Consider the following 18,940-nt stretch of genomic DNA (forward strand, 5'->3'; position numbering starts at 1 on the left):
TCCCGTGAGGATTTGGCGATCAACCCAAGCCTAGGCTGTGTTCCATGACAGGCACCTGGAATTTTTGGAGACGGCCATGTTTTCACGGCGACAGATTCTCGTAGCGAGCGGCGGGCTGGGGGTTGCAGCCCTGGTGGCGGGTGTATTGCCAAAATTTTCCTCGGGCAGCGCACTGATCGAGCAAGCCCATGCCGATGAGGTTTTCGAGGTGAGCCACAGCGACAGTGAATGGCACTCGCTGCTCTCGGATGAGCAGTACGCCATCCTGCGCGAAGAAGGCACCGAGCGGGCCTACACCAGCCCCCTCAACAACGAACATCGCAACGGCACATTCGACTGCGCGGGCTGTGACCTGGCGCTGTTTTCATCGGCGACCAAGTTCGACAGCCGCACCGGCTGGCCGAGTTTCTGGGCACCGCTGGAGCACGCGGTGGCCACGCGTCAGGACCGCTCCTTCGGCATGTCGCGCAATGAAGTGCACTGTCGGCGCTGCGGCGGACACCTGGGGCATGTCTTCGATGACGGCCCGAAACCCACCGGCCTGCGCTATTGCATGAATGGCCTGGCGATGACGTTCAAACCCGTGGCGGCATGAGCCATGGCGATTTTTCGATCTTCACTTTCTACAGGACGACACCATGTGGCTCTTGGTTCTCGCTTATCTGGGCGGTGTGCTGACGATCGTCAGTCCGTGCATCCTGCCTGTTCTGCCTTTTGTCTTCGCTCGCACCGGGCAGCCGTTTATCAAGAGTGGCTTGCCGCTATTGGCCGGGATGGCGCTGACCTTCGCCCTCGTCGCCACGCTGGCGGCGGTGGGCAGCGGTTGGGTGGTGCAAGTCAATCAGTACGGGCGCTGGCTCGCGTTGCTGTTCGTTGCACTGTTCGGGCTGACGCTGCTGCTTCCGCGTCTCGCCGAGCGCCTGACGCGACCGCTGGTCTCGGCCGGCAGTCGGCTGTCCGAAGCCGCGGGCCAGGACAATCGTCCGCGTCCCGGCGCCTCGTTTCTGATCGGCGTTGCCACGGGGTTGCTCTGGGCGCCGTGCGCCGGGCCTATTCTCGGCTTGATTCTGACCGGCGCCGCGCTGCAAGGGGCAAGCATCGCCACCACGCTGTTGTTGCTCGCCTACGCGGCGGGCGCCGCGACTTCACTGGCGGCGGCGCTGCTGCTGGGCGGTAAGGTCTTTGCGTTGATGAAGCGCTCGATCGGTACGGGGGAGTGGATCCGTCGTGGGTTGGGAGCGGCGATGCTGGCGGGTGTTGCGGCGATTGCGTTGGGCCTCGACACCGGGCTGTTGGCACGGTTGTCGACCGCATCCACGGGCGGAATCGAACAAGCGCTGGTGGGCAAACTCTCCGGCAAATCACCTGCGGGCAGCGGCACGATGATGGCGCAGATTCCCGCTGTGGATGACGCGGCGAACGGCAGCATGAAAGCCACAGGCGCGATGATGAAAATCGCTGACAACGCGCCCGGAACATTGCCTGTCGAAGGGCAGTTGCCACCGCTCACTGGCGCCGTGCAATGGCTCAATTCGCCACCGCTCGATGCCCAGGCATTGAAGGGCAAAGTGGTGCTGGTGGATTTCTGGACCTACTCCTGCATCAACTGCCTGCGCACCCTGCCATACGTCAAAGCCTGGGCCGAGAAGTACCGCGATCAGGGGCTGGTGGTAATCGGTGTGCATGCGCCGGAGTTCGCCTTCGAGCGCGATGTCGGCAACGTCACCAAAGCCATGAAGGAGCTGGGTATCAACTACCCGGTGGCGATCGATAACGACTACAAGATCTGGCGTGCCTTCAACAACGAATACTGGCCGGCGCATTATTTTGCCGATGCTCAGGGACGGATTCGATACCACCATTTTGGCGAAGGCGACTACGCCGAATCGGAGCGGGTCATCCAGCAGTTGCTGCGTGAAGCCGGGGCCAAAACCGTGGCTGATGGCCTGATCAACGCTGACGCCCAAGGCGTGCAGATGGCCCCGGACATGAATCAGGTGCTGTCGCCGGAAACCTACGTCGGCTACCAGCGTGCGGAACATTTCGTACCGCAAACCAGCCTGGTGCCTGACAAGGTCGCGACCTATAACCCACCGGCCGACCTGACTTTGAATGACTGGAGCCTTGGCGGCCAGTGGGCTGTCGGCGCCGAGCGCGCCACCGCCAGTGCGCCGGCCAGTCGCATCGTCTATCGCTTCCACGCCCGCGATCTGCATCTGGTCCTGGGGCCGAACGCGGATGGCAAACCGGTGCGCTTCAAAGTGTCGATTGACGGTCAGGCGCCGGGCGATGCCCACGGAATCGATGTCGCCGCGGATGGCAGCGGTCGCGTGACCGAACAGCGCTTGTACCAATTGGTGCGGCAAACCGACGAGGTGAAGGATCGCACCTTCACCATCGAATTTCTTGATCCGGGCGTATCGGCTTATGCCTTCACCTTCGGCTGATCGGGAGTGCGCAACATGAAAGCTCAAAACAACTGGCGACGTGTGTTGCTCGGCGTCGCCATGGCCGGCGTGATCGGCCAATGCTCGGCGTTTTCTTTCGGGGCTGAAGACGCGGTGGTCATCCCGCCACCAGCCCTCGACGAAACCACCCAGGCGCACAGTGAAACCGCGGTGTTCGCCGGTGGTTGTTTCTGGGGCGTGCAAGGGGTTTTCCAGCACGTCAAAGGCGTGCAGAAAGCGGTCTCCGGTTATGCCGGCGGCGCAGCGAGCACGGCGCAATACGAGCGGGTCAGCGAAGGCGACACCGGTCACGCCGAGTCCGTGCAAGTCACCTTCGACCCGACGCAAGTCAGCTACGGCAGCCTGCTGCAGATCTACTTCTCGGTGGCCCACAACCCGACCGAACTCAACCGCCAAGGCCCCGACAGCGGCACGCAATATCGCTCGGCGCTATTCCCGGTCAATGCCGATCAACAACGGGTGGCCCAGGCCTACATCGCCCAACTCGACGCGGCGCATGCCTACAGCAAACCGATCGTCACGAAATTGGAAACCTACAACGGCTTCTACCCGGCGGAGGACTATCACCAGGATTTCCTGACCGAACACCCGAGCTATCCGTACATTGTGATCAACGACATGCCGAAGGTGGCGCAGTTGAAGCAGTTGTTTGCGCAGCGTTATCAGGATAAGCCGGTGTTGGTGAAAGACAGCTCCTGATTCATTGTGCGGTCAATCCCGGGCGTTGCGCCTGAAGCAAGCGCAGCAACCGGTAGTACTTCAGCGAACGAGTGCCTATCAATCCACAGACGAAACCTGACGTTGCAGCTTTGAACTGCAGCATATCCGGAGTAGAGGCTTGCTCCGGATGCACGTCATCCTGATAACCGAAGTAGTAATTCACGGCGAAAAACAGCAGGTACAACATCAACACTTTCCATGTGCCGGGCAAGATCAGTCCTGTTTGCGAATCATCAAGCGTCACGTATTGCGCCGAAAACATCAGCCATGCTGTAACGCCGCCCAGCAAAAGGGCGCCCATCCAGCAACTGAGGGACAAGGCTGGGTTAAGCGTCAGATTTATTGAGAAGAGAGACCAGGCTATCAACGCTGGCGGTGTGACCAGCATTGCTAAACGGCTCTTGGGACTGGGCGTGCGTGCCTTGATCCCGAAATACACCAGTACCAGGAAAACCGCATAAACCCACAGTGGGGTGTTTTGCAGAGTGATTAGCATCAATTGGCGTCCGTGCTTTAAAGAGAAGATGAATCATAGCGGTTGCCATGGTCGGCGCCGGTTATTTCAAGCGCGGCCGCTCCATGGCAATCACCGACGTTTCAAATCCCAAACTGGCAAAAAACGTCTCCGCCCCTTCGCGCCCGGCGCGCAAAACCCAAGTGATCTCGGGGTTGGCACCCATGACATGCTCGACCAGTGCGCGCCCGACGCCGGCGCGCCGATGTTGATCATCAACCACCACCATCGACAGATAGCCGTTGGACAAACCATCGGTGAGGCCTCGGGCGAAACCGATGATCTGCTCGCCGCTCAGCGCGACCGCAGTGCGTTGCGAGTTTTCGATGAGTTGGGCGAAGTAGTCGTTGGAACCCGTTCGGTGTCCCCAGCCATGTTGCCCTAGAAACAGGCGAACTGGCTCCACTTCGGCAGGCAACAGATCGCGTACGGTGAGGTTGGTTTTCATCGAATGGCAGCATCCTTGTCGGCAATCACCGGAGCATAGTCAATCGCAGCCCAAATCAGGATCTGCCCCAGGTTTTCATCGCGAATTCGACGAAGCGCCGCAGCTTGGGCAAGCGATAACGATCCGGCGCGTACAGCAGGTGCAATGGGCGGCTCGGTGGCTGGTAATCGGGGATTACCGTCACCAGTTTGCCGTCGCGCAGATCCTGTTCCACCAGCGCATCCGGCAGCATCACAATGCCCATGCCGGTGCGCGCCGCCTGATGCAGGCCGGCAGAGGTGTTCATCAGCATCGGGCCGCTGACGTCGACCAGAATCTCGCCGTCCGGGCCGCTGAGGCGCCAGCGTTTTTCCACCGATTGCCAGTCATCGCCGGCAGGGTAGGCGAACGACAGGCAGTCGTGTTGCTGCAGGTCTTCCGGGGTGATCGGCATGCCGCGTCGCGCGACGTACGCCGGGGAGGCGCACACGGTCAGGGTGTAGTCGATCAGCGGCCGGGCGATCAGGTTCGACTGCTCGAAATGCCCCAGCCGAAACGCCACGTCGAGGCCACTTTCCAGCAGGTCCGGACGGCGGTTGGTCAGCACCACATCCATTTTCAATTGCGGGTATTGCAGGGAAAACTCGCTGAGCGCCGGGGCCAGACGTTCGACGCCAAAAGTCAGTGGCGCGGTGATACGCAGCAAGCCGCGCGGCTCGTCGAGGGCCTGTTCGGCGAGGCGTTCGGAGTCGGCCACCAGGCCCAATACATCCAGACAACGCTGGTAATAAACGCTACCGAATTCGGTCAGTCGCTGACGGCGGGTGGTGCGCTGCAGCAACTGCACGCCGAGCCTTTGCTCCAGTGCGCGCAGGTGATTTCCGACCATGGTCGTGGACATTTCGCACTGCAACGCGGCCGCCGTCATGCTCCCGGCTTCCACGACCTTCACGTACACGCTCATTGCCTGCAACAGGTCCATTATCAAGTCCTGCTTTTAAATGATTGAAGTTTTGCCGAGTTTATCCAGTTCTGGTGGCTAACCATACTGCAAACACACCGACCTTCACTGGAGTTTGAAGTCATGACCGCCGCCCTGATGAATACCTACCAACCGCTGGCCCTGAGCTTTATCAGAGGCCTGGGCACGCGCCTGTGGGATCAGGCCGGTCGAGAATATCTGGATGCTGTCGCCGGAGTCGCGGTGACCAATGTCGGGCACTCGCACCCACGGATTGTCGCTGCTATCAGCGAGCAGGCCGGACTGTTGCTGCACACCTCCAACCTGTACAGCATCGACTGGCAGCAACAGCTGGCGCAGAAACTCACGCAGTTGTCAGGAATGGAGCGGGCGTTTTTCAACAACTCCGGCGCTGAAGCCAACGAGACTGCACTGAAGCTGGCGCGTTTGTACGGCTGGAGCAAAGGCATCGAACAGCCACTGGTGGTGGTCATGGCCAACGCGTTTCATGGCCGCACGTTGGGCACCTTGTCGGCCAGCGATGGGCCGGCGGTGCGTCTGGGTTTCAATGATTTGCCGGGGGATTTCGTCAAAGTGCCCTTCGGTGATCTGGCTGCGCTGGATCAAGTGCAGCAAAAGCACGGCGAGCGGATCGTGGCGATTCTGGTCGAGCCGATCCAGGGCGAAAGCGGTGTGCAACTGGCGCCGCCCGGGTACCTCAAAGCCCTGCGCGAACTGTGCAATCGTCACGCCTGGCTGCTGATGCTCGACGAAATCCAGACCGGCATCGGCCGCACTGGCCAATGGTTTGCGTTCCAGCATGAAGGCATCGTGCCGGACGTCATGACCCTGGCCAAAGGCCTTGGCAACGGCGTGCCGATCGGTGCCTGCCTGGCGCGGGGCAGGGCGGCGGATCTGTTCACCCCCGGCAGCCATGGCAGCACGTTCGGCGGTAATCCGCTGGCCTGCCGGGTCGGCTGCACGGTGCTGGACATCATCGAAGAACAAGGCTTGCTGGAAAATGTTCGGGTACAGGGGGAGCGCTTGCTGGCTCGTCTACGTGCCGAACTGGCAGACAACCCCAACGTGCTGGCGATTCGTGGGCAGGGCTTGATGATCGGCATCGAACTGAAACAGCCGATCCGCGATCTGACGCTGATTGCTGCGCGGGATCATGGATTGCTGATCAACGTTACACGCGGCAAGACGATACGGCTGCTGCCGCCACTGACGATTGATGAGCGGGAGGTGGAGATGATTGTCAGAGGTGTGGGGCGTGCCGTGATCGCGCACTGACCTGCCGCCGAGAGTCCCTGTGGGAGCGGGCTTGCTCGCGAAAGCGTGTTGTCAGTCGACATTGATTTTGAATGATCAATTGCATTCGCGAGCAAGCCCGCTCCCACATTGGAAAAGTGCGTGATGCTAATCAGGATAATCCCCCAACTCCGGCGCCAGCATCCGCGTCTTCATCGCCCCGTTCGAATTGTGCTGAATGATCTCGCTCGGCTGCCCCTGCGCATTGAAAAACACCTGCCCGATCCCCGCTGAATTCCACAGCCGCTCACCCGCTTCGGCATGTTCCGGGGTATAGGGCACGATGCGCATGCGCCGGCGTTTGGTAAACCAGTTCAACGGCGAACGCGGCGAGTAGAGCCAGCGGTTGAGGCGGTCGAACCATTCCAGCAGGGTTTTCGGGAACTCGTTCTTGATTCCGCTGCTGGTGATCTGCCAGATCCGTGGCCCGGCCTTGCGGTGTCGGATAAGCACTTCGTAGACGAAGGAATAATGCACGTCGCCGGACAGCACCACGTAGTTTCCGGGTGTGCGGGTGTGTCGGAAAATGTTCAGGATCACCTGCGCCGCACCGCGATGAGCCATCCAGTTTTCCGCGTCGACCAGCAGCGGATAACCACACCAGCTGAAAACCTTCTGCACGGTTTCGATCAGCTTCACGCCGAAGATCGGCGCGGGGGAAACAATGATTGCTGACGGATGATCGAGCAGCTCCTGTTGCAGTTCGCTCAGCGCTTCCCAGTCCAGTAAACCGGAGGGTTGCTTGAGTGCCATCTCGCTGCGCCAGCGGCGGGTGCGGGTGTCGAGCACCACCAGCGCCGGGCTGGTCGGCAGCACGAAATGCCAGTGCTGAAAGCCCAGCAAATCATCGATCAGCGCGTCCTGCACCGGGCTGTCGAGATATTGATCGTCACCACTGGCGCTCAGGCGGCGAGTGTTCTCCAGCACATCCTTGAACGCGTCCGGATTATTGCCCCAGCCTTGGCACAACATGTACGCGATCAAGGCGTTGCCGATGATTCGTTTGGAGAACGGGTGGCCGTAGGCGGTTTCCTCCCACTGCGCGGAAAGATTCCAGTCATCGGTGATGTCGTGGTCATCGAAAATCATCAGGCTCGGCAGGTGCGCCAAGGCTCGAGCGACGTTGTTCAGGCCGGCCTTAAATCCATCGATGCGAGTCTGTTCGAGGGTGTAGCGCTTGAGCCGTTCCGGGGTCATTACCGGCGCTTGCGGGGTAATCAGGGTCCAGGCAACCGGCGACCACACCAGCAAGTACATCGCCATGACTTCGGCGAACGTCACCAGGTGATTGTCGGCGCTGCTGCTGGTGAAAATAGGCTTACGCGCGCCGCCGAAAAATCGCTCGCGCAAGGTCTCGTTGCTCTCCAGCGCCGGTAACAAATCCGCGCGGTGGTAGTAACTGGCAGGGTGCTTGTAAAGCTTGGCGCTGTCGCTGACCACCGCGCCTTCGAGGTGTTCGTCGAACAGGCCGAGGCGTTCGATCAAGGCATGAATTGCCCGCAGCATCGGGCCGGCAACATCATCGGCATAGATCTGGTCGCCGCTCATCATCAGCAGGGCTGGACGTTGTTGCGGATCGGTTTCGGCAGCCAACAGTTGATCGACACACAGCAAACCGTCTGCCGCCGGGTGATGGGGCTTGCGGCAGGAACCGTGCAGCAACTGATCGATCCGCGAGCGCACGACAAGGTTCGGGCAGTGGGCATTGCCGTACAGCAGATGCGGCGCCCATGCGGCGATGGGCGTCTGGCCGTCGATCAGCAGGTCATAGTCGATACGCGTGTCGCAAGGCAGGGTGCTGTCGAGCACAACGTCGATCAGATGGACGAACGCGTGACGGCCTACGGGGATGACTGTGCATTTCCCGGCATCGAGAGGAATGTCTCCTACACCTTGCAGACGCAAGGTCAGCGCCAGCTCGCGGGAGCCGACCAACCACAGCACCACTCGCGTTGGTTCCAGCCGGCGCAGCAGCGGGCCGGCCAAAACGGTAGGCAGCGGATTCAGGTCAGCAGGTATCGGGGACATTCGGGGGCAAAGCTCAAGGCGCACAGGCTGGCGATGATAGCGCAGCCGGCGCCTTGAACCCTTAAACGAGGCTTAAGAACCGACCTTCTGCAACTTCAGATTCAGCAGTCGCCATTCGGCGGACGCGGGTTGCTCCTGCACCGAGCAGTCGAAGCTATAAGTGACGTCATCGCCGTTCATGTTGCGCGCGGTGACCTTGTTGCTGAGGGTGTAGACCTGATCCTTGAAGCGCTTGGTGACAATGGCAGAGCTGTCGGCGAAGCGCGCCGACGCCGGGAAGCGCAGCGTGCTGGTGACCAGCGTGCCGCACATGACATACGCGAGCATCGATTCATCGCTGTCGGCATTTTGCCCAAGCTTGTCGCGCAGCGCGGTGAGCGCTTTACGGCCCTGCGCGTCGCTCTGATCCAGGACGGTTTTTTCCGATATCGATTTCGGTGCCCGGCTCGCGTAATTCGGCAGCAGTGCGGAATCCGGCGGAGAAGGTTGGTTATCCGGCTCGATCGCGGCAAAGCCCGGCGCGTTTTCCAGCACCGCGGACGTCGAGTCCGACTCGGCTTCGGGCAACAGACTGGTGGTCACATCGCTCTGTGTGATCACGTCTTCGATTGGCGCTTTTGCGGATTTATGCGCTGACGGGAATATCGACAGCAAGATCGACAGCACCACCATGCCGACGATAAAACCGCCCGCCGCGCCAACGATGTTGCCGTAAAACAGATTCCAGCTGCCGCGGTTTTTCACCACCCAGCGCCACATGAAACCCCAGGCGGCGATAAATGCCAGAAAACTCAGAAACTCCATTCGATCCTTTCCTTAACCCTTCAATAGCCTGCAAAACAGCACTCACTGGCGGTGAGTGCTGAAGATGGACGGCAAGATATCAAAATAGAGGTCTGACGCCACGAAGACATTTACATGCCGAGATTGGGCGGATTGATCTGGGCAAAAAACATGATCGCCGTTATGCCGGCTACTACGCCGCAAAGGCCGGCCAGTAGCTGACGCGCGACAGGATGTTCGACTTGCGAGCGGCGGGCCACCAGCATCCATACACCGCTCAGCGCCGCAGCGGTTGCGAGCATTTCCAGAATCGATCCCATGACCTCCGGGACCGGTGGCCGGCTAGAGCCGAACAGACCGATACAAAGCTGCGAAACCACCAGGCCAACAATCATGCCGCTGGCAGCGCCCAACACATTGGCGAGTAGCAGGTTCCAAGCCCCACGCTGCCTGACGACCCAGACCCACATGCCTATCCAGGCAATAAAGAAAAACACAAAATCCATCGTATCCACCCTTCGCAACCCGTCGCGGTACAAACGCTCGGCACCTTGCCGACAGTGGACGGCACGATAGCAAAATAGTAGCGTCGCGCCACTTTCTTGATTCCTGTAATGGACTACGCATGTCAAAAGTCGCTTCTGTTCTACGCACGCTCTGTGCAATCACGCTCGCCAGCGCCATTACTCCGGCAATCGCCGCCTGGAAAGAGCCTCCGGAGAGCAGCTGGCAGTATTACCTCGCCAACTGCCAGCGAATGCAGGAAAAAATGGCCGACGTCCAGAGCGGTCGCGTACCTGGCGCCTTTGAGGTGGCAGGTGATCTGGAAGGCAGCCTGCGGATCATCAATGAGCGCCGCTTGAACCTGACGCCCCAATACCTCGGCTCCCGCGAATTCGCTCAATGCGAAAACGTCGCCGCCCAGGCCGAGGCAACGATTGCCCAAGGCAAAGCCGAGTTCGCCGCCAGAATGAATCAGGCCGCCCAGCAAGGCCGCATCGCCCACCAGAATTCCCCCGAATACCAACGCGCGCGTTCACTCGGCTACAGCGACGTCGGCGACATCTCCTTCCTGAAACTGCACGAAGACATGGACGGCGAAGCTCGCCTGAAAACCATGCTGATCACCGTCGACGAAGTCTGCGGCCAATACTTCCGCGCCACGCAATATGTGAAGCCGTATGTGATTTATACCGTTCGCCCATCGGATGGCGGTTGTGGCGAGGAAAAACGCGTGGCGATCGTCGGCGGCCGGTCGGTGGAGAAGGGCGATTACATCGATGAGCGGGGCGAGTTTCAGTATGTGGGCTGGAAGAAGATTGTTGGTGCGGATGGATTTGCGACGGATATTCGGGTGTTGAAGGCACGGCGCTGACACGCTCAGCGCGTGGCGCGGCGGATGAAAGGATGTCTTTTAAGTAGCAGGGGGAGACTGTAGTGCTTCATATTGATCTGGGGCTTGCGAACGAATTATGTAAGTAGGAATACACAGAAGTCAGGCCACAAAAACGAAGGTTCGTGCCATCGACTTCACTGCTATGAAGAACTAAAAAGCAACTCTAGGGTTAATACGCGGGACTCTGCCACTGGTCATTGGAGTTGAGGGTTATGAAAGTTACGGGAGGGAAGCATGGACGCGGCAATCAGCGTTTACGAGCAGTACTGTGAACAGGTTCGACATCACCAGGATGAGCGTCGCGCAATTGCGAATACGCTGACGATGGTTATTGGAGCATTGATTGCGGTGATGGCGATTGATCAGCGGTTGGATGAGCAAGACAGTTGGCTTGTTGCCGCCTTGATAGTCATCGGCGCTCTAGGGGCGCTCTGTATGGTGAAGTGCCATGGACTGATCAGGTTTTACAAGAAAATGGCCGAAACTATGGCCGTTCGTGTTGGACAGAATGTGGCAAGTACGTTTGATGTCGCGGTGCTGGCGGAAGCGGTAATGCTTGCACAGCCGAGGTTCTGGAGGTGGGTGAGTAAAGTCAGATTGTGGCACTTGTGGTTGGCGTTTTTCATTATCGTCATGTTTTTTGCCATTTCGCTTTTTCTTTCTCTCCCTTCCAGTAGCTGGATTCCGGTCAAAGGTGCGCTTGGCTAATGATCTCTCATAGGTCGCCGTCCATCAGCTAAGAACATCCTTCAAATAACCCTTGAGCGCGAGGAGCGGCTGATCAAGCTGCTCCAGCGACTGCGCCTGCCTGAAATCGGCTGACAGCTTGTGCAGCTCACGTCCCAGCGGTTTCTCGACCCCGCCCAAGGCGTCCATCGCCAACCCCAGGCACTCGTTCATCTTGAACTGGATGGTTTGGATATCCCCGCGGCGCACCAGCAATTCGAACACGTCTTTCTGGTAGTCGCCCATGACCATGTCATCCCGCAGAATCGGGCTCAGGCCTTCCTCCTCGTAAGCGAGCTTAAGGGAGAACAGGGCGACGGTTTCCAGTGACGTTTCCATGCTGGGTCCTAGTGATTTGTTCGGCCAAGAAGGAAAAGATCAAAAGATCGCAGCCTTCGGCAGCTCCTACAACAGCGGCCACTTTTTGGCAGACGAAAAAAAAGGCCTTGCTAAGCAAGACCTTTCTTAATTTTGGTGCCCGAGGGAGACTCGAGCGCTCCATATAATCCGTGGCGTGCAGCCCTATTATGCGACGAGGGATACATACAGGGATACACGGTCGTAAGTGCTGTGCTTCACCAAAGGGTAAGCTGGGTGTGCGAACAGGTCAATTGCCCAGGCCACCGCGTGCGAACTGCTCCATTTTGTTTTGTCCGGCCTCTTTCAGACCTTCCGCTTGCATAGCCCCATACCAATCAACCAAGGCCTGCTTCATTTGTCGGTCACTCTGTTTCCAAACAGGCCCAAGATGCTCAACCCACAATTCGATCTCTCGCTCAGTCGTCGAGGCTCCAGAACTTAAGGTCTCTGCTGTATTGACGAGCATCTTTGCCAAATCGAGGTCGATGACCTCATCCGGGAGTGACCAGTGAGCCTTGCTCCCCAAACAGTCAGTGTAGAAACCTATTTGTTTCAGTTGATCCAGAAGCTGTGGGTGATCCGATTCCTCGTCAAACAGTGGGCGCATGTCATCGAGAGATCGAGCTCCAGCGGCCACCAGTTGTGGAAGAATCCACTGTAGATTCTTGCTGGTATGAGACCGATAGCTCCTCCACTCCGTTTTCAGATCTTGCTCGTTTTTGGCAAACGCCAACCCGCGAAGAATGGAAATCTTTCCGGCCTCTTCGATGGATAGGATTGCTAGCGATACGGCTGACGGAAGCCGATCAGAGTCAAGAAGCAATCTGGCATCCTTGGCAAGCCGTGCCGCGTTTTGTAACGCGGCGTTCATTCCATTCGCTATTTGAGAAATGGAAAGTGGGCCTTTGTAGCTGTCGAGTTTTGTCTGCAAGATGACCCCTCGTGCGTTTTAAGGATGGGCGAATGTAGCAGCACCGGAGGGAGGTTCTGCTTCAACCGGTCACGGCCGATATGACGTTTGTCAATTATCAAGATAAGAGTGTTCAGCAATGCATTCCAACCAGGCAATTAGCCAAGCTTTGCAAATTAGATTCGCCGCTTTCGAACGGCACGACAAGGATGATTATGAAAGTGAAGACATCGCTTATGGCGCCGCTCTGCTTGCCCTGGACGTCGGGATTATTACGAACGACTCCTTACTGATCGCCCAAGCACAAGAGGTTCTAGCCAGCATTAACCGTAGTCGTCAGCTAGAAGACGAGCGGGATGCGCAGTACATGGCCGACAGCTACGCCGCAATGGACGCTTCACAGAAGAAGCACAAGCAGGCGTTTGCAATGGTGAAAGAACTAGTGGGTAAAGAGTTTCATGATCCCCGCTGGAGCGCGCTGATTGAGATCTACCAAGAGGCGTTCCCGACGTTCCTGGTTCGAGACTCGGTCTATGCGAGGATTGGTCCAAAACAGGCAGCTAATCGTCTTCGTCATGAGCTGGTTGAACTGGTGAAGAACAAGCGGTTGGACAGAGCGCCGACGCTGGGTGAGGTACACGCACTGCTGCCGGATGCCAAAGCCCTTTTAGAATCTCGCACCGTCGGCTATTTAGAGCGGGCCCTACCGGGCTTTGATTTCCGAGGCCATCCAATCTTGAGCTCTGAAAAGGTGCCGGGGACCCTGTGAGCTTTGCAGTTACACGGGGTCGGAAACCCGCGGGATCTCGGCAGTGGTAGGCCGCCCAGCTTACTGAAATTTCAGTCATTGAAATTGAAAGCTTTTGGTTGAAAAAAGACCATCGTTACGGCATCTGCAACGATGGTCGTTTGTGTTGCTGATTCCGCACGCGTAGGGGGTGTCAACCAATGTAAAAAAGTCAGTCCCTACTGAGATCGCACGGGTTTCCGACCCCGTATCGTTAGCGACATCAGGAGCTCTCCGGGGTTAGGTAACGGCCCTCCGAGACCAGTCTTATAGAAACGTGACGCTTGGGCAACGAGCACCGCGTTTTCGCTGAAGGTGTCTCATAAACGAGGGCGGGGGAACAAACCATCTTAAAAAGTCTGTTACAAGGGTTACAGAGGTTACTTGCTGAGTTAAGCATATGATTTTAAAGCTTTTTATTTTTGTAACACGACAGGGCACCCCGGTACAGAGGCGTGTTACTAGGCTTGCTGGTGTTACATCTCTACAAAATCATAAAGGAGAGCGGAGCCCGCGCTGAATGCGTTCTGGTGCGAAGAGGCGCCCTCTTTTGGCTCGATGTGTCAGGTACCACGAGGACACCTTCCGTCGCGTTATGGAAAGGCGATTTGCCATCAGTCGATGTCGGTCGTATTCTGAAACTGGCTATTGAGCCAGGATTACTGCGGATCAACAGTAATACCTATAAGAAAATCAGAAATTATTTAATTTTGCCAAGGAGAACTGGGTGAGCTTTTTTACAGAAGAGGAGATAAGTAACCTTCAAATCACGAATATGATTCTCCATGTAGTTGGGAGTGATGAATTCGTGGCTGAACCTGTTCGTGAAATTGAGCATGAAGAGTTTTTTATTGCGAGAATACTGGATACCTCTGCGGATGCTATTTATACGTTCAGAGAACATTCTGCTACGAAAGCTTTGCTAGAAAGCATTGCCAGAGGTACATCAACTTTTGAGCGCGGAGCTCAAAGCTTGTCTGCTACATTCTCGCGGTGGCACGTAAATAGTAGTCGAGATGGTGCTCTTTTTATATTTGAAATGTCGACAGAGAATGCTAGTACAAAGATATATAGTTTAATTAAGTATGATTATAGTGAGGCCATTGAGCAAGCCTCTCCAGAGGACGGTGGCCTATTGCGCCGTATCGTTCACGCATTTGTAGCGGACAAAAAAGCAATTCAGAAGTCCGCGTTAATTAGAGTCGTTAATGGTGAGGCGGAGTTGCTAGTTTGCGCTAGGGATCGAATGAAACGAGCTCCTGAGATAGTTGATTACTTTGCTAATTTTCTTGACGTCGTTAGGAGTATGTCAGATCAAGAGCTAAATCTGAAGGTGGTTGCTTTGCTTAGGGAAACCTTGTCCGCTTGTAAAGCCGACTTGCCAACTTCCGTACCAAGTGCTTTTTCGGTAGCAAAAGGTGCATTGGCTCAGCGGAGAGAAATAAATGAAGATGCAATTATTGACTCGATTCTTTTAGCAGCTGGAAATCCTACTGATGAGAGAGTGATTTCTAGATTACAAACTACCACCCAAAGAAAAATACGAACTGCGAAAATTGAGAACCTTGTTTTTCCTACAGATCAGACGGTTTTAGGTCGACCGCCGATGCGTAGAATCAGAACTACTGAGGGAGTAACGGTTCTATACCCAGACGGCGTTGGTATGAGTGTTGTAAGAGAGCCGAAAGCATCTGGTGGTGAAATAATAACTATTAATACCCAATCAATCACGGAAGACAAACTTGTATCCGATAATCCTCGCTGAACTGCTAGATGGGCTTGTAGCTCAAGCAGATGCTCTCGTAAGCGAGGGTGAGGAGCATGTCGTCGTCTCTAACTTGCGCGCGCAGGCTACGTTGCAGGTGCTTCAGCTATGCAATGATCTCCGGTGGGAAAATAACGCCGTTGATGAAGAACAGAATGCTACCGAAATCTCAAACATTGTTGAGGATTTTGAACCATTTAAGGTTTTTATCAGGAAGCCGCCTGGTTCGGATGGTGATTTAAGAATTTTAACACTTTCTGGTCTTATCGCGTTTTTGGATAAAGGTCATGATGCAACATGTTGGCGCATTGCGCGTCTGTCAAAACCTATTACTACCCAGGCTCATCACCTCACTGACTGGAGTACTCCAACGTCTTTCACGAGAACGTCGGAAACTAAATCTCCTAGGTCAATAGTCAAGGCGGTCGGTATCTCTCAGGCTGTTCCCCGAGATATTCGCCCGTGGATTTTGACTAATGCCTCTGAACTCGATTTCACATTCCCTTATCACTTGGCTTGGAGTGCAAGAGCTTTTCAGGCATTAATACGCGCTATTCCAAATGAAGTCGAGTCTAGTAATCAGTCGCTAATTTTTAAAGGGCCTCCAAAACTCGTTTTGCAAACTACTGCTGTGACCGCGGAGTCAATAGGAAGATTCGGTGCATTAGCTTTTATTGCGCTTCAAGAGGCAGTGGCTTGGAGCTACGAGAATTTCCGTGATGTGGAAATAAAGCATGGTCTTCTTGCGACAGAAATTGCTCGATCAGGACGCTCGGATGGGCTCGTTGAAGATTATCTAAAAGATAATATCTTAACCGCGTTAGAAAGCGCGAAAATTGCGTATCAAATGTCTATTTCTGATATCGCTAAAGATACCTTGAAATCTCTAACTGATCTTCGGAAAGCTATTACCGAAGATACGGCGAAAACTACAGATGCCACACGGCAGACGATAACCGCCATTACTGGCGCATTCGCAGTTACTATCGGGCTAGTTGCAGCTAGGCTCAGTAGCTCCATTAATCCATGGTTGATTTTGACTGTTTTAGTGGTGGCGTTAGCATACGTTGGTATGATCGTTTATTCGGGCTGGAGTTTTATAAAGCTTCAACGAAACCTTAGAGCGGATTGGCAGGCAAAATTGTACAGATTTCTGCCCGCGGTAGAGTACGAGAAAATGGTGGTGGTGCCCGCTGGTATTGCTGAGTCGACATTCAGAACTACTGCAATCGTCGGGGGTGTGGCATTCGTCTTGATGTGCGTCGGAGTGGCAATATTTGGTTTTACAAAAGAATCGTCTACTCTGTCTGACAGGGTGGAGAGTACTGATGCCAAAGTAGTCAGCACAAAGATCAATACAATCACAGCAACAAAGAATTTCCATAGCCAAATGTTTATGTTCCCTAGCCATAATGCATTTCGCGCGATATGGCTCTCACCACTAGCCGTGCGTAAGGGAGATATATGGTACCCAACTGGAAGCTCGATAGAATCCGAAAGCTCACTGACGAAGTGAAAGATCTTCACCCCGTTCTGCATGAGCTATTTAGAAATATGCCAAGCATTACTGAGGTAAATTACACTCAAGGCAATCGGGAGATGGGAGCTGATTTTGTACTAACAAAGTACGATGATACGCTGATGGAACAGGATTATGTTGGGGTTATTGTTAAATCTACTCCTATCAAACAAAATCATGAAGACGTCCGTCGGCAAATCAGAGAGTGCGAACATGCACGTCCGATTGAAGGAGGGAAAAAGGAGATATTTCTAACTGAAATATGGATTATTACAAGTCAGGATATTACCCGTTCGGCGCAAGATAGTATTTATCATGAGCACAAAAACACAAAAATAAAGTTTTTTGACTGTGAAAAGCTGACTAGTTTAATTGATAGGTTTTATTCGCGATACTGGGATTTTTCAAACTTCAATATTAACAAATATGTTGCTAAGCAATTGGCGATGATTGATGGTTATGGCGTCGATCATTCCTTGATTCCTCAGAAATTTGGACATATAGAGATAATCCAGCAAATAGTTAGGATACCTCCGGAGTTTAATAGGAAGTTTCGAAGAAAGCCAGCTGTTCCGGTGGCTCTGATTGATGAGTTGAAGAGGAATAGATTTCTTTTTATCCAAGGAAGTATGGGGGCGGGGAAATCAGAGCTTGTAAGAGCGACTGCTAGGAAATTGTGTGAGCAGCAAACGCTCGAAGACTTCAATGTTATTCCTTATTTTACGACATTTAGAGAGGTGAAGAGTAATTCAGATTCTTTGCCTGATATAGTTTCTAAAGTGGAAGCTGAGTTGGATGATGTTGGCAAGACTATTATAATATTTATAGATGGCCTCGACGAGACCGATGAGGAGATGGAAGAGAAAGTTAAGTTTTTGTGTGATTCGGCGGTTTCCATTTCGCCCTTGGTACACGTGAAGATGGTTGTGACCTCTCGTATTATCCAGCAGGAAAATCACCAGGAAAAGCTGGAGAAACATTTTGACCGATTTAATATCTGTGACCTATCGCATGCGACCATTATAAATTTTATAGAAACTCTTTGTGGTCAGCTTAAGGTGAGTTCTAAGTTTAAAGAGGATCTACAATCATCTCCTCTTATGAAAGCGCTCCCTAAAACCCCTCTGAGTGCAATATTGTTAGGCCGGTTGGTTTCTGAAAATATTAAAGAGTTGCCATCGACCTTGCCCGAGCTGTATTCGAAATATACCGAGCTTGTATTGGGGCGGTGGGATATTCAGAAAGGTAATGGTTCGGAAAAAGAGTATGAGACTATTCAGAGGATCATTTCATTTGTTGCCGGGTATATGACGGAAAATGATCTGGATTTTTTAGGGCTGCGGGAACTCGAGTCGATTTTTGTTGACTATCTTAAGGTGAGGAGGACCGGTCAAGATGCAAGTCAGCTCATAAAGTCATTTAAAAATAAAACGGATATTATCGGATACGACTCTGATAGGAATGCCATATTCTTTAAGCACAAGACCTTTAAAGAGTTTTTTTACGCAACTCTTCAATTTCAACAAAAAGGTCACGAGGCACCCATAAATAAGCCTTTTGATCTGTACTGGCAAGGTACCGAGTATTTTTATTTAGGGTTGGTTAAGGACGCGCCTAATAGGATCGAACAGATAAGTAGATTGGCGCCGCAAAATGAGCTCGAGTCATTGGTGAAGCTATCCTCTCTTTCCGATTTTCTCTTGGCCGCTTATCAAACTCCCTATAAGGAGATTGAGAGTGCTCTGAGTCGAGTTCTGGTAGACGCAGCAATCTTATATGATGAGGTTGTCAATCATAAGAAAGACAGTTGGTTGAGACAGCTTCCTGAGCTTCAAATTCTTTGCATTCTAACGACTGCTATAAAGAAATCTTACTCGTACGAGTTTTTCTTGCCGGCATTGCATGAGGCTAAGCTGCTGGCGGAACTTGATAGGGCATTAAATGGCGAGCAGAGAAATGTACTTTTGTTTTTTATAGATTCGGTTTTGGCTAATCTTAATGATGATCAGGCTTTTGTTTCGCTTGTTGAATCATATGAGGGGACTTTAAGTTGGACGCTTAAGTTGGGAATTGATTTTTCCTCTCAAGATGCGAGTTTCATAAACTCTGCTACAAAGCGAATCCAGAAAAAGATAAATAAGTCTACAAAAAATAACAGAAATTTGCATGGTTATATATTGGAACTCCAAGATCGTCCGCTGAAAGATAGGAAGGATATACCGTCAAGTGCTCGAAACTCTTGAGTGTTGAAAAGGGCCGATT

The 18,940-nt window shown here is 54.0% G+C and carries 18 protein-coding genes; 10 read left to right on the forward strand and 8 right to left on the reverse strand.

Translation table 11 applies throughout. The features are described 5' to 3' along the window. The first annotated feature begins 76 nt into the window (after positions 1 to 76). From msrB to msrA, 3 genes are read left to right on the forward strand one after another with little or no spacing between them, the layout of a single operon-like run. Positions 77 to 595: a peptide-methionine (R)-S-oxide reductase MsrB gene (gene msrB / locus JFU48_RS12750; RefSeq protein WP_103484051.1), complete on the forward strand. Its 519-nt coding sequence runs from the start codon at positions 77 to 79 to the stop codon at positions 593 to 595. Between the two features lie 43 nt (positions 596 to 638). After that, the gene (locus JFU48_RS12755) at positions 639 to 2,447 is read left to right on the forward strand and encodes a cytochrome c biogenesis protein DipZ (RefSeq protein ID WP_201136639.1); all 1,809 of its coding nucleotides are present in this window, start codon (positions 639 to 641) and stop codon (positions 2,445 to 2,447) included. 15 nt (positions 2,448 to 2,462) lie between these two features. Further along, positions 2,463 to 3,167: a peptide-methionine (S)-S-oxide reductase MsrA gene (gene msrA, locus JFU48_RS12760; RefSeq protein WP_201136640.1), complete on the forward strand. Its 705-nt coding sequence runs from the start codon at positions 2,463 to 2,465 to the stop codon at positions 3,165 to 3,167. Position 3,168: 1 nt separating this feature from the next. On the opposite strand, the gene JFU48_RS12765 is transcribed toward msrA, so the two are convergent. The 3 genes from JFU48_RS12765 to JFU48_RS12775 form a co-directional block, all read right to left on the reverse strand. After that, complete coding sequence (locus tag JFU48_RS12765) at positions 3,169 to 3,684, reverse strand: hypothetical protein (RefSeq protein ID WP_201136641.1); 516 nt, start codon at positions 3,682 to 3,684, stop codon at positions 3,169 to 3,171. A gap of 61 nt (positions 3,685 to 3,745) precedes the next feature. Then, on the reverse strand, positions 3,746 to 4,150 hold the full coding sequence (locus JFU48_RS12770; RefSeq protein WP_201136642.1) for a GNAT family N-acetyltransferase: 405 nt from the start codon (positions 4,148 to 4,150) through the stop codon (positions 3,746 to 3,748). Positions 4,151 to 4,205: 55 nt separating this feature from the next. Continuing rightward, positions 4,206 to 5,111: a LysR family transcriptional regulator gene (locus JFU48_RS12775; RefSeq protein ID WP_045122621.1), complete on the reverse strand. Its 906-nt coding sequence runs from the start codon at positions 5,109 to 5,111 to the stop codon at positions 4,206 to 4,208. A 102-nt stretch (positions 5,112 to 5,213) separates the two neighbouring features. On the opposite strand from JFU48_RS12775, the gene JFU48_RS12780 reads away from it, so the two are divergent. Continuing rightward, on the forward strand, positions 5,214 to 6,386 hold the full coding sequence (locus JFU48_RS12780) for an aspartate aminotransferase family protein (protein ID WP_003227963.1): 1,173 nt from the start codon (positions 5,214 to 5,216) through the stop codon (positions 6,384 to 6,386). A gap of 126 nt (positions 6,387 to 6,512) precedes the next feature. Here JFU48_RS12780 and JFU48_RS12785 read toward each other — a convergent pair whose 3' ends face one another. The 3 genes from JFU48_RS12785 to JFU48_RS12795 all read right to left on the reverse strand — a co-directional run bounded on the left by JFU48_RS12785 (position 6,513) and on the right by JFU48_RS12795 (position 9,721). Next, positions 6,513 to 8,432, reverse strand: a complete 1,920-nt coding sequence (locus JFU48_RS12785; RefSeq protein WP_201136643.1) for an alkaline phosphatase D family protein — start codon at positions 8,430 to 8,432, stop codon at positions 6,513 to 6,515. Positions 8,433 to 8,504: 72 nt separating this feature from the next. After that, entirely contained in the window at positions 8,505 to 9,236 is a 732-nt protein-coding gene (locus tag JFU48_RS12790; RefSeq protein WP_201136644.1) for a hypothetical protein, read from the reverse strand. A 110-nt stretch (positions 9,237 to 9,346) separates the two neighbouring features. Further along, positions 9,347 to 9,721 (reverse strand): hypothetical protein, encoded by a 375-nt coding sequence (locus JFU48_RS12795; protein WP_201136645.1) that lies wholly within the window; start codon positions 9,719 to 9,721, stop codon positions 9,347 to 9,349. A gap of 119 nt (positions 9,722 to 9,840) precedes the next feature. Between JFU48_RS12795 and JFU48_RS12800 the strand changes: the two genes are divergently transcribed. Together JFU48_RS12800 and JFU48_RS12805 are read left to right on the forward strand one after the other, a co-directional pair. After that, positions 9,841 to 10,590: a hypothetical protein gene (locus tag JFU48_RS12800; protein WP_201136646.1), complete on the forward strand. Its 750-nt coding sequence runs from the start codon at positions 9,841 to 9,843 to the stop codon at positions 10,588 to 10,590. Positions 10,591 to 10,845: 255 nt separating this feature from the next. Beyond that, a complete protein-coding gene (locus JFU48_RS12805; RefSeq protein WP_201136647.1) occupies positions 10,846 to 11,319 on the forward strand; it encodes a hypothetical protein in 474 nt (157 codons plus the stop codon). A gap of 24 nt (positions 11,320 to 11,343) precedes the next feature. On the opposite strand, the gene JFU48_RS12810 is transcribed toward JFU48_RS12805, so the two are convergent. Together JFU48_RS12810 and JFU48_RS12815 are read right to left on the reverse strand one after the other, a co-directional pair. Then, positions 11,344 to 11,676, reverse strand: a complete 333-nt coding sequence (locus JFU48_RS12810; protein ID WP_201136648.1) for a hypothetical protein — start codon at positions 11,674 to 11,676, stop codon at positions 11,344 to 11,346. Between the two features lie 268 nt (positions 11,677 to 11,944). After that, the gene (locus JFU48_RS12815; RefSeq protein ID WP_242486634.1) at positions 11,945 to 12,628 is read right to left on the reverse strand and encodes an AbiV family abortive infection protein; all 684 of its coding nucleotides are present in this window, start codon (positions 12,626 to 12,628) and stop codon (positions 11,945 to 11,947) included. A gap of 118 nt (positions 12,629 to 12,746) precedes the next feature. On the opposite strand from JFU48_RS12815, the gene JFU48_RS12820 reads away from it, so the two are divergent. The 4 genes from JFU48_RS12820 to JFU48_RS12835 all read left to right on the forward strand — a co-directional run bounded on the left by JFU48_RS12820 (position 12,747) and on the right by JFU48_RS12835 (position 18,921). Beyond that, a complete protein-coding gene (locus JFU48_RS12820) occupies positions 12,747 to 13,376 on the forward strand; it encodes a hypothetical protein (RefSeq protein WP_201136649.1) in 630 nt (209 codons plus the stop codon). Positions 13,377 to 14,121: 745 nt separating this feature from the next. Continuing rightward, entirely contained in the window at positions 14,122 to 15,159 is a 1,038-nt protein-coding gene (locus tag JFU48_RS12825) for a hypothetical protein (RefSeq protein WP_201136650.1), read from the forward strand. After that, the gene (locus JFU48_RS12830) at positions 15,137 to 16,675 is read left to right on the forward strand and encodes a hypothetical protein (protein ID WP_201136651.1); all 1,539 of its coding nucleotides are present in this window, start codon (positions 15,137 to 15,139) and stop codon (positions 16,673 to 16,675) included. The genes JFU48_RS12825 and JFU48_RS12830 overlap by 23 nt, the downstream gene beginning before the upstream one ends. Then, positions 16,624 to 18,921, forward strand: a complete 2,298-nt coding sequence (locus tag JFU48_RS12835) for an NACHT domain-containing protein (protein ID WP_201136652.1) — start codon at positions 16,624 to 16,626, stop codon at positions 18,919 to 18,921. The genes JFU48_RS12830 and JFU48_RS12835 overlap by 52 nt, the downstream gene beginning before the upstream one ends. The last annotated feature ends 19 nt before the right edge of the window (positions 18,922 to 18,940 follow it).

Source organism: Pseudomonas sp. TH49, from assembly GCF_016650625.1.
Taxonomy (GTDB): Bacteria; Pseudomonadota; Gammaproteobacteria; order Pseudomonadales; family Pseudomonadaceae; genus Aquipseudomonas; species Aquipseudomonas fluorescens_H.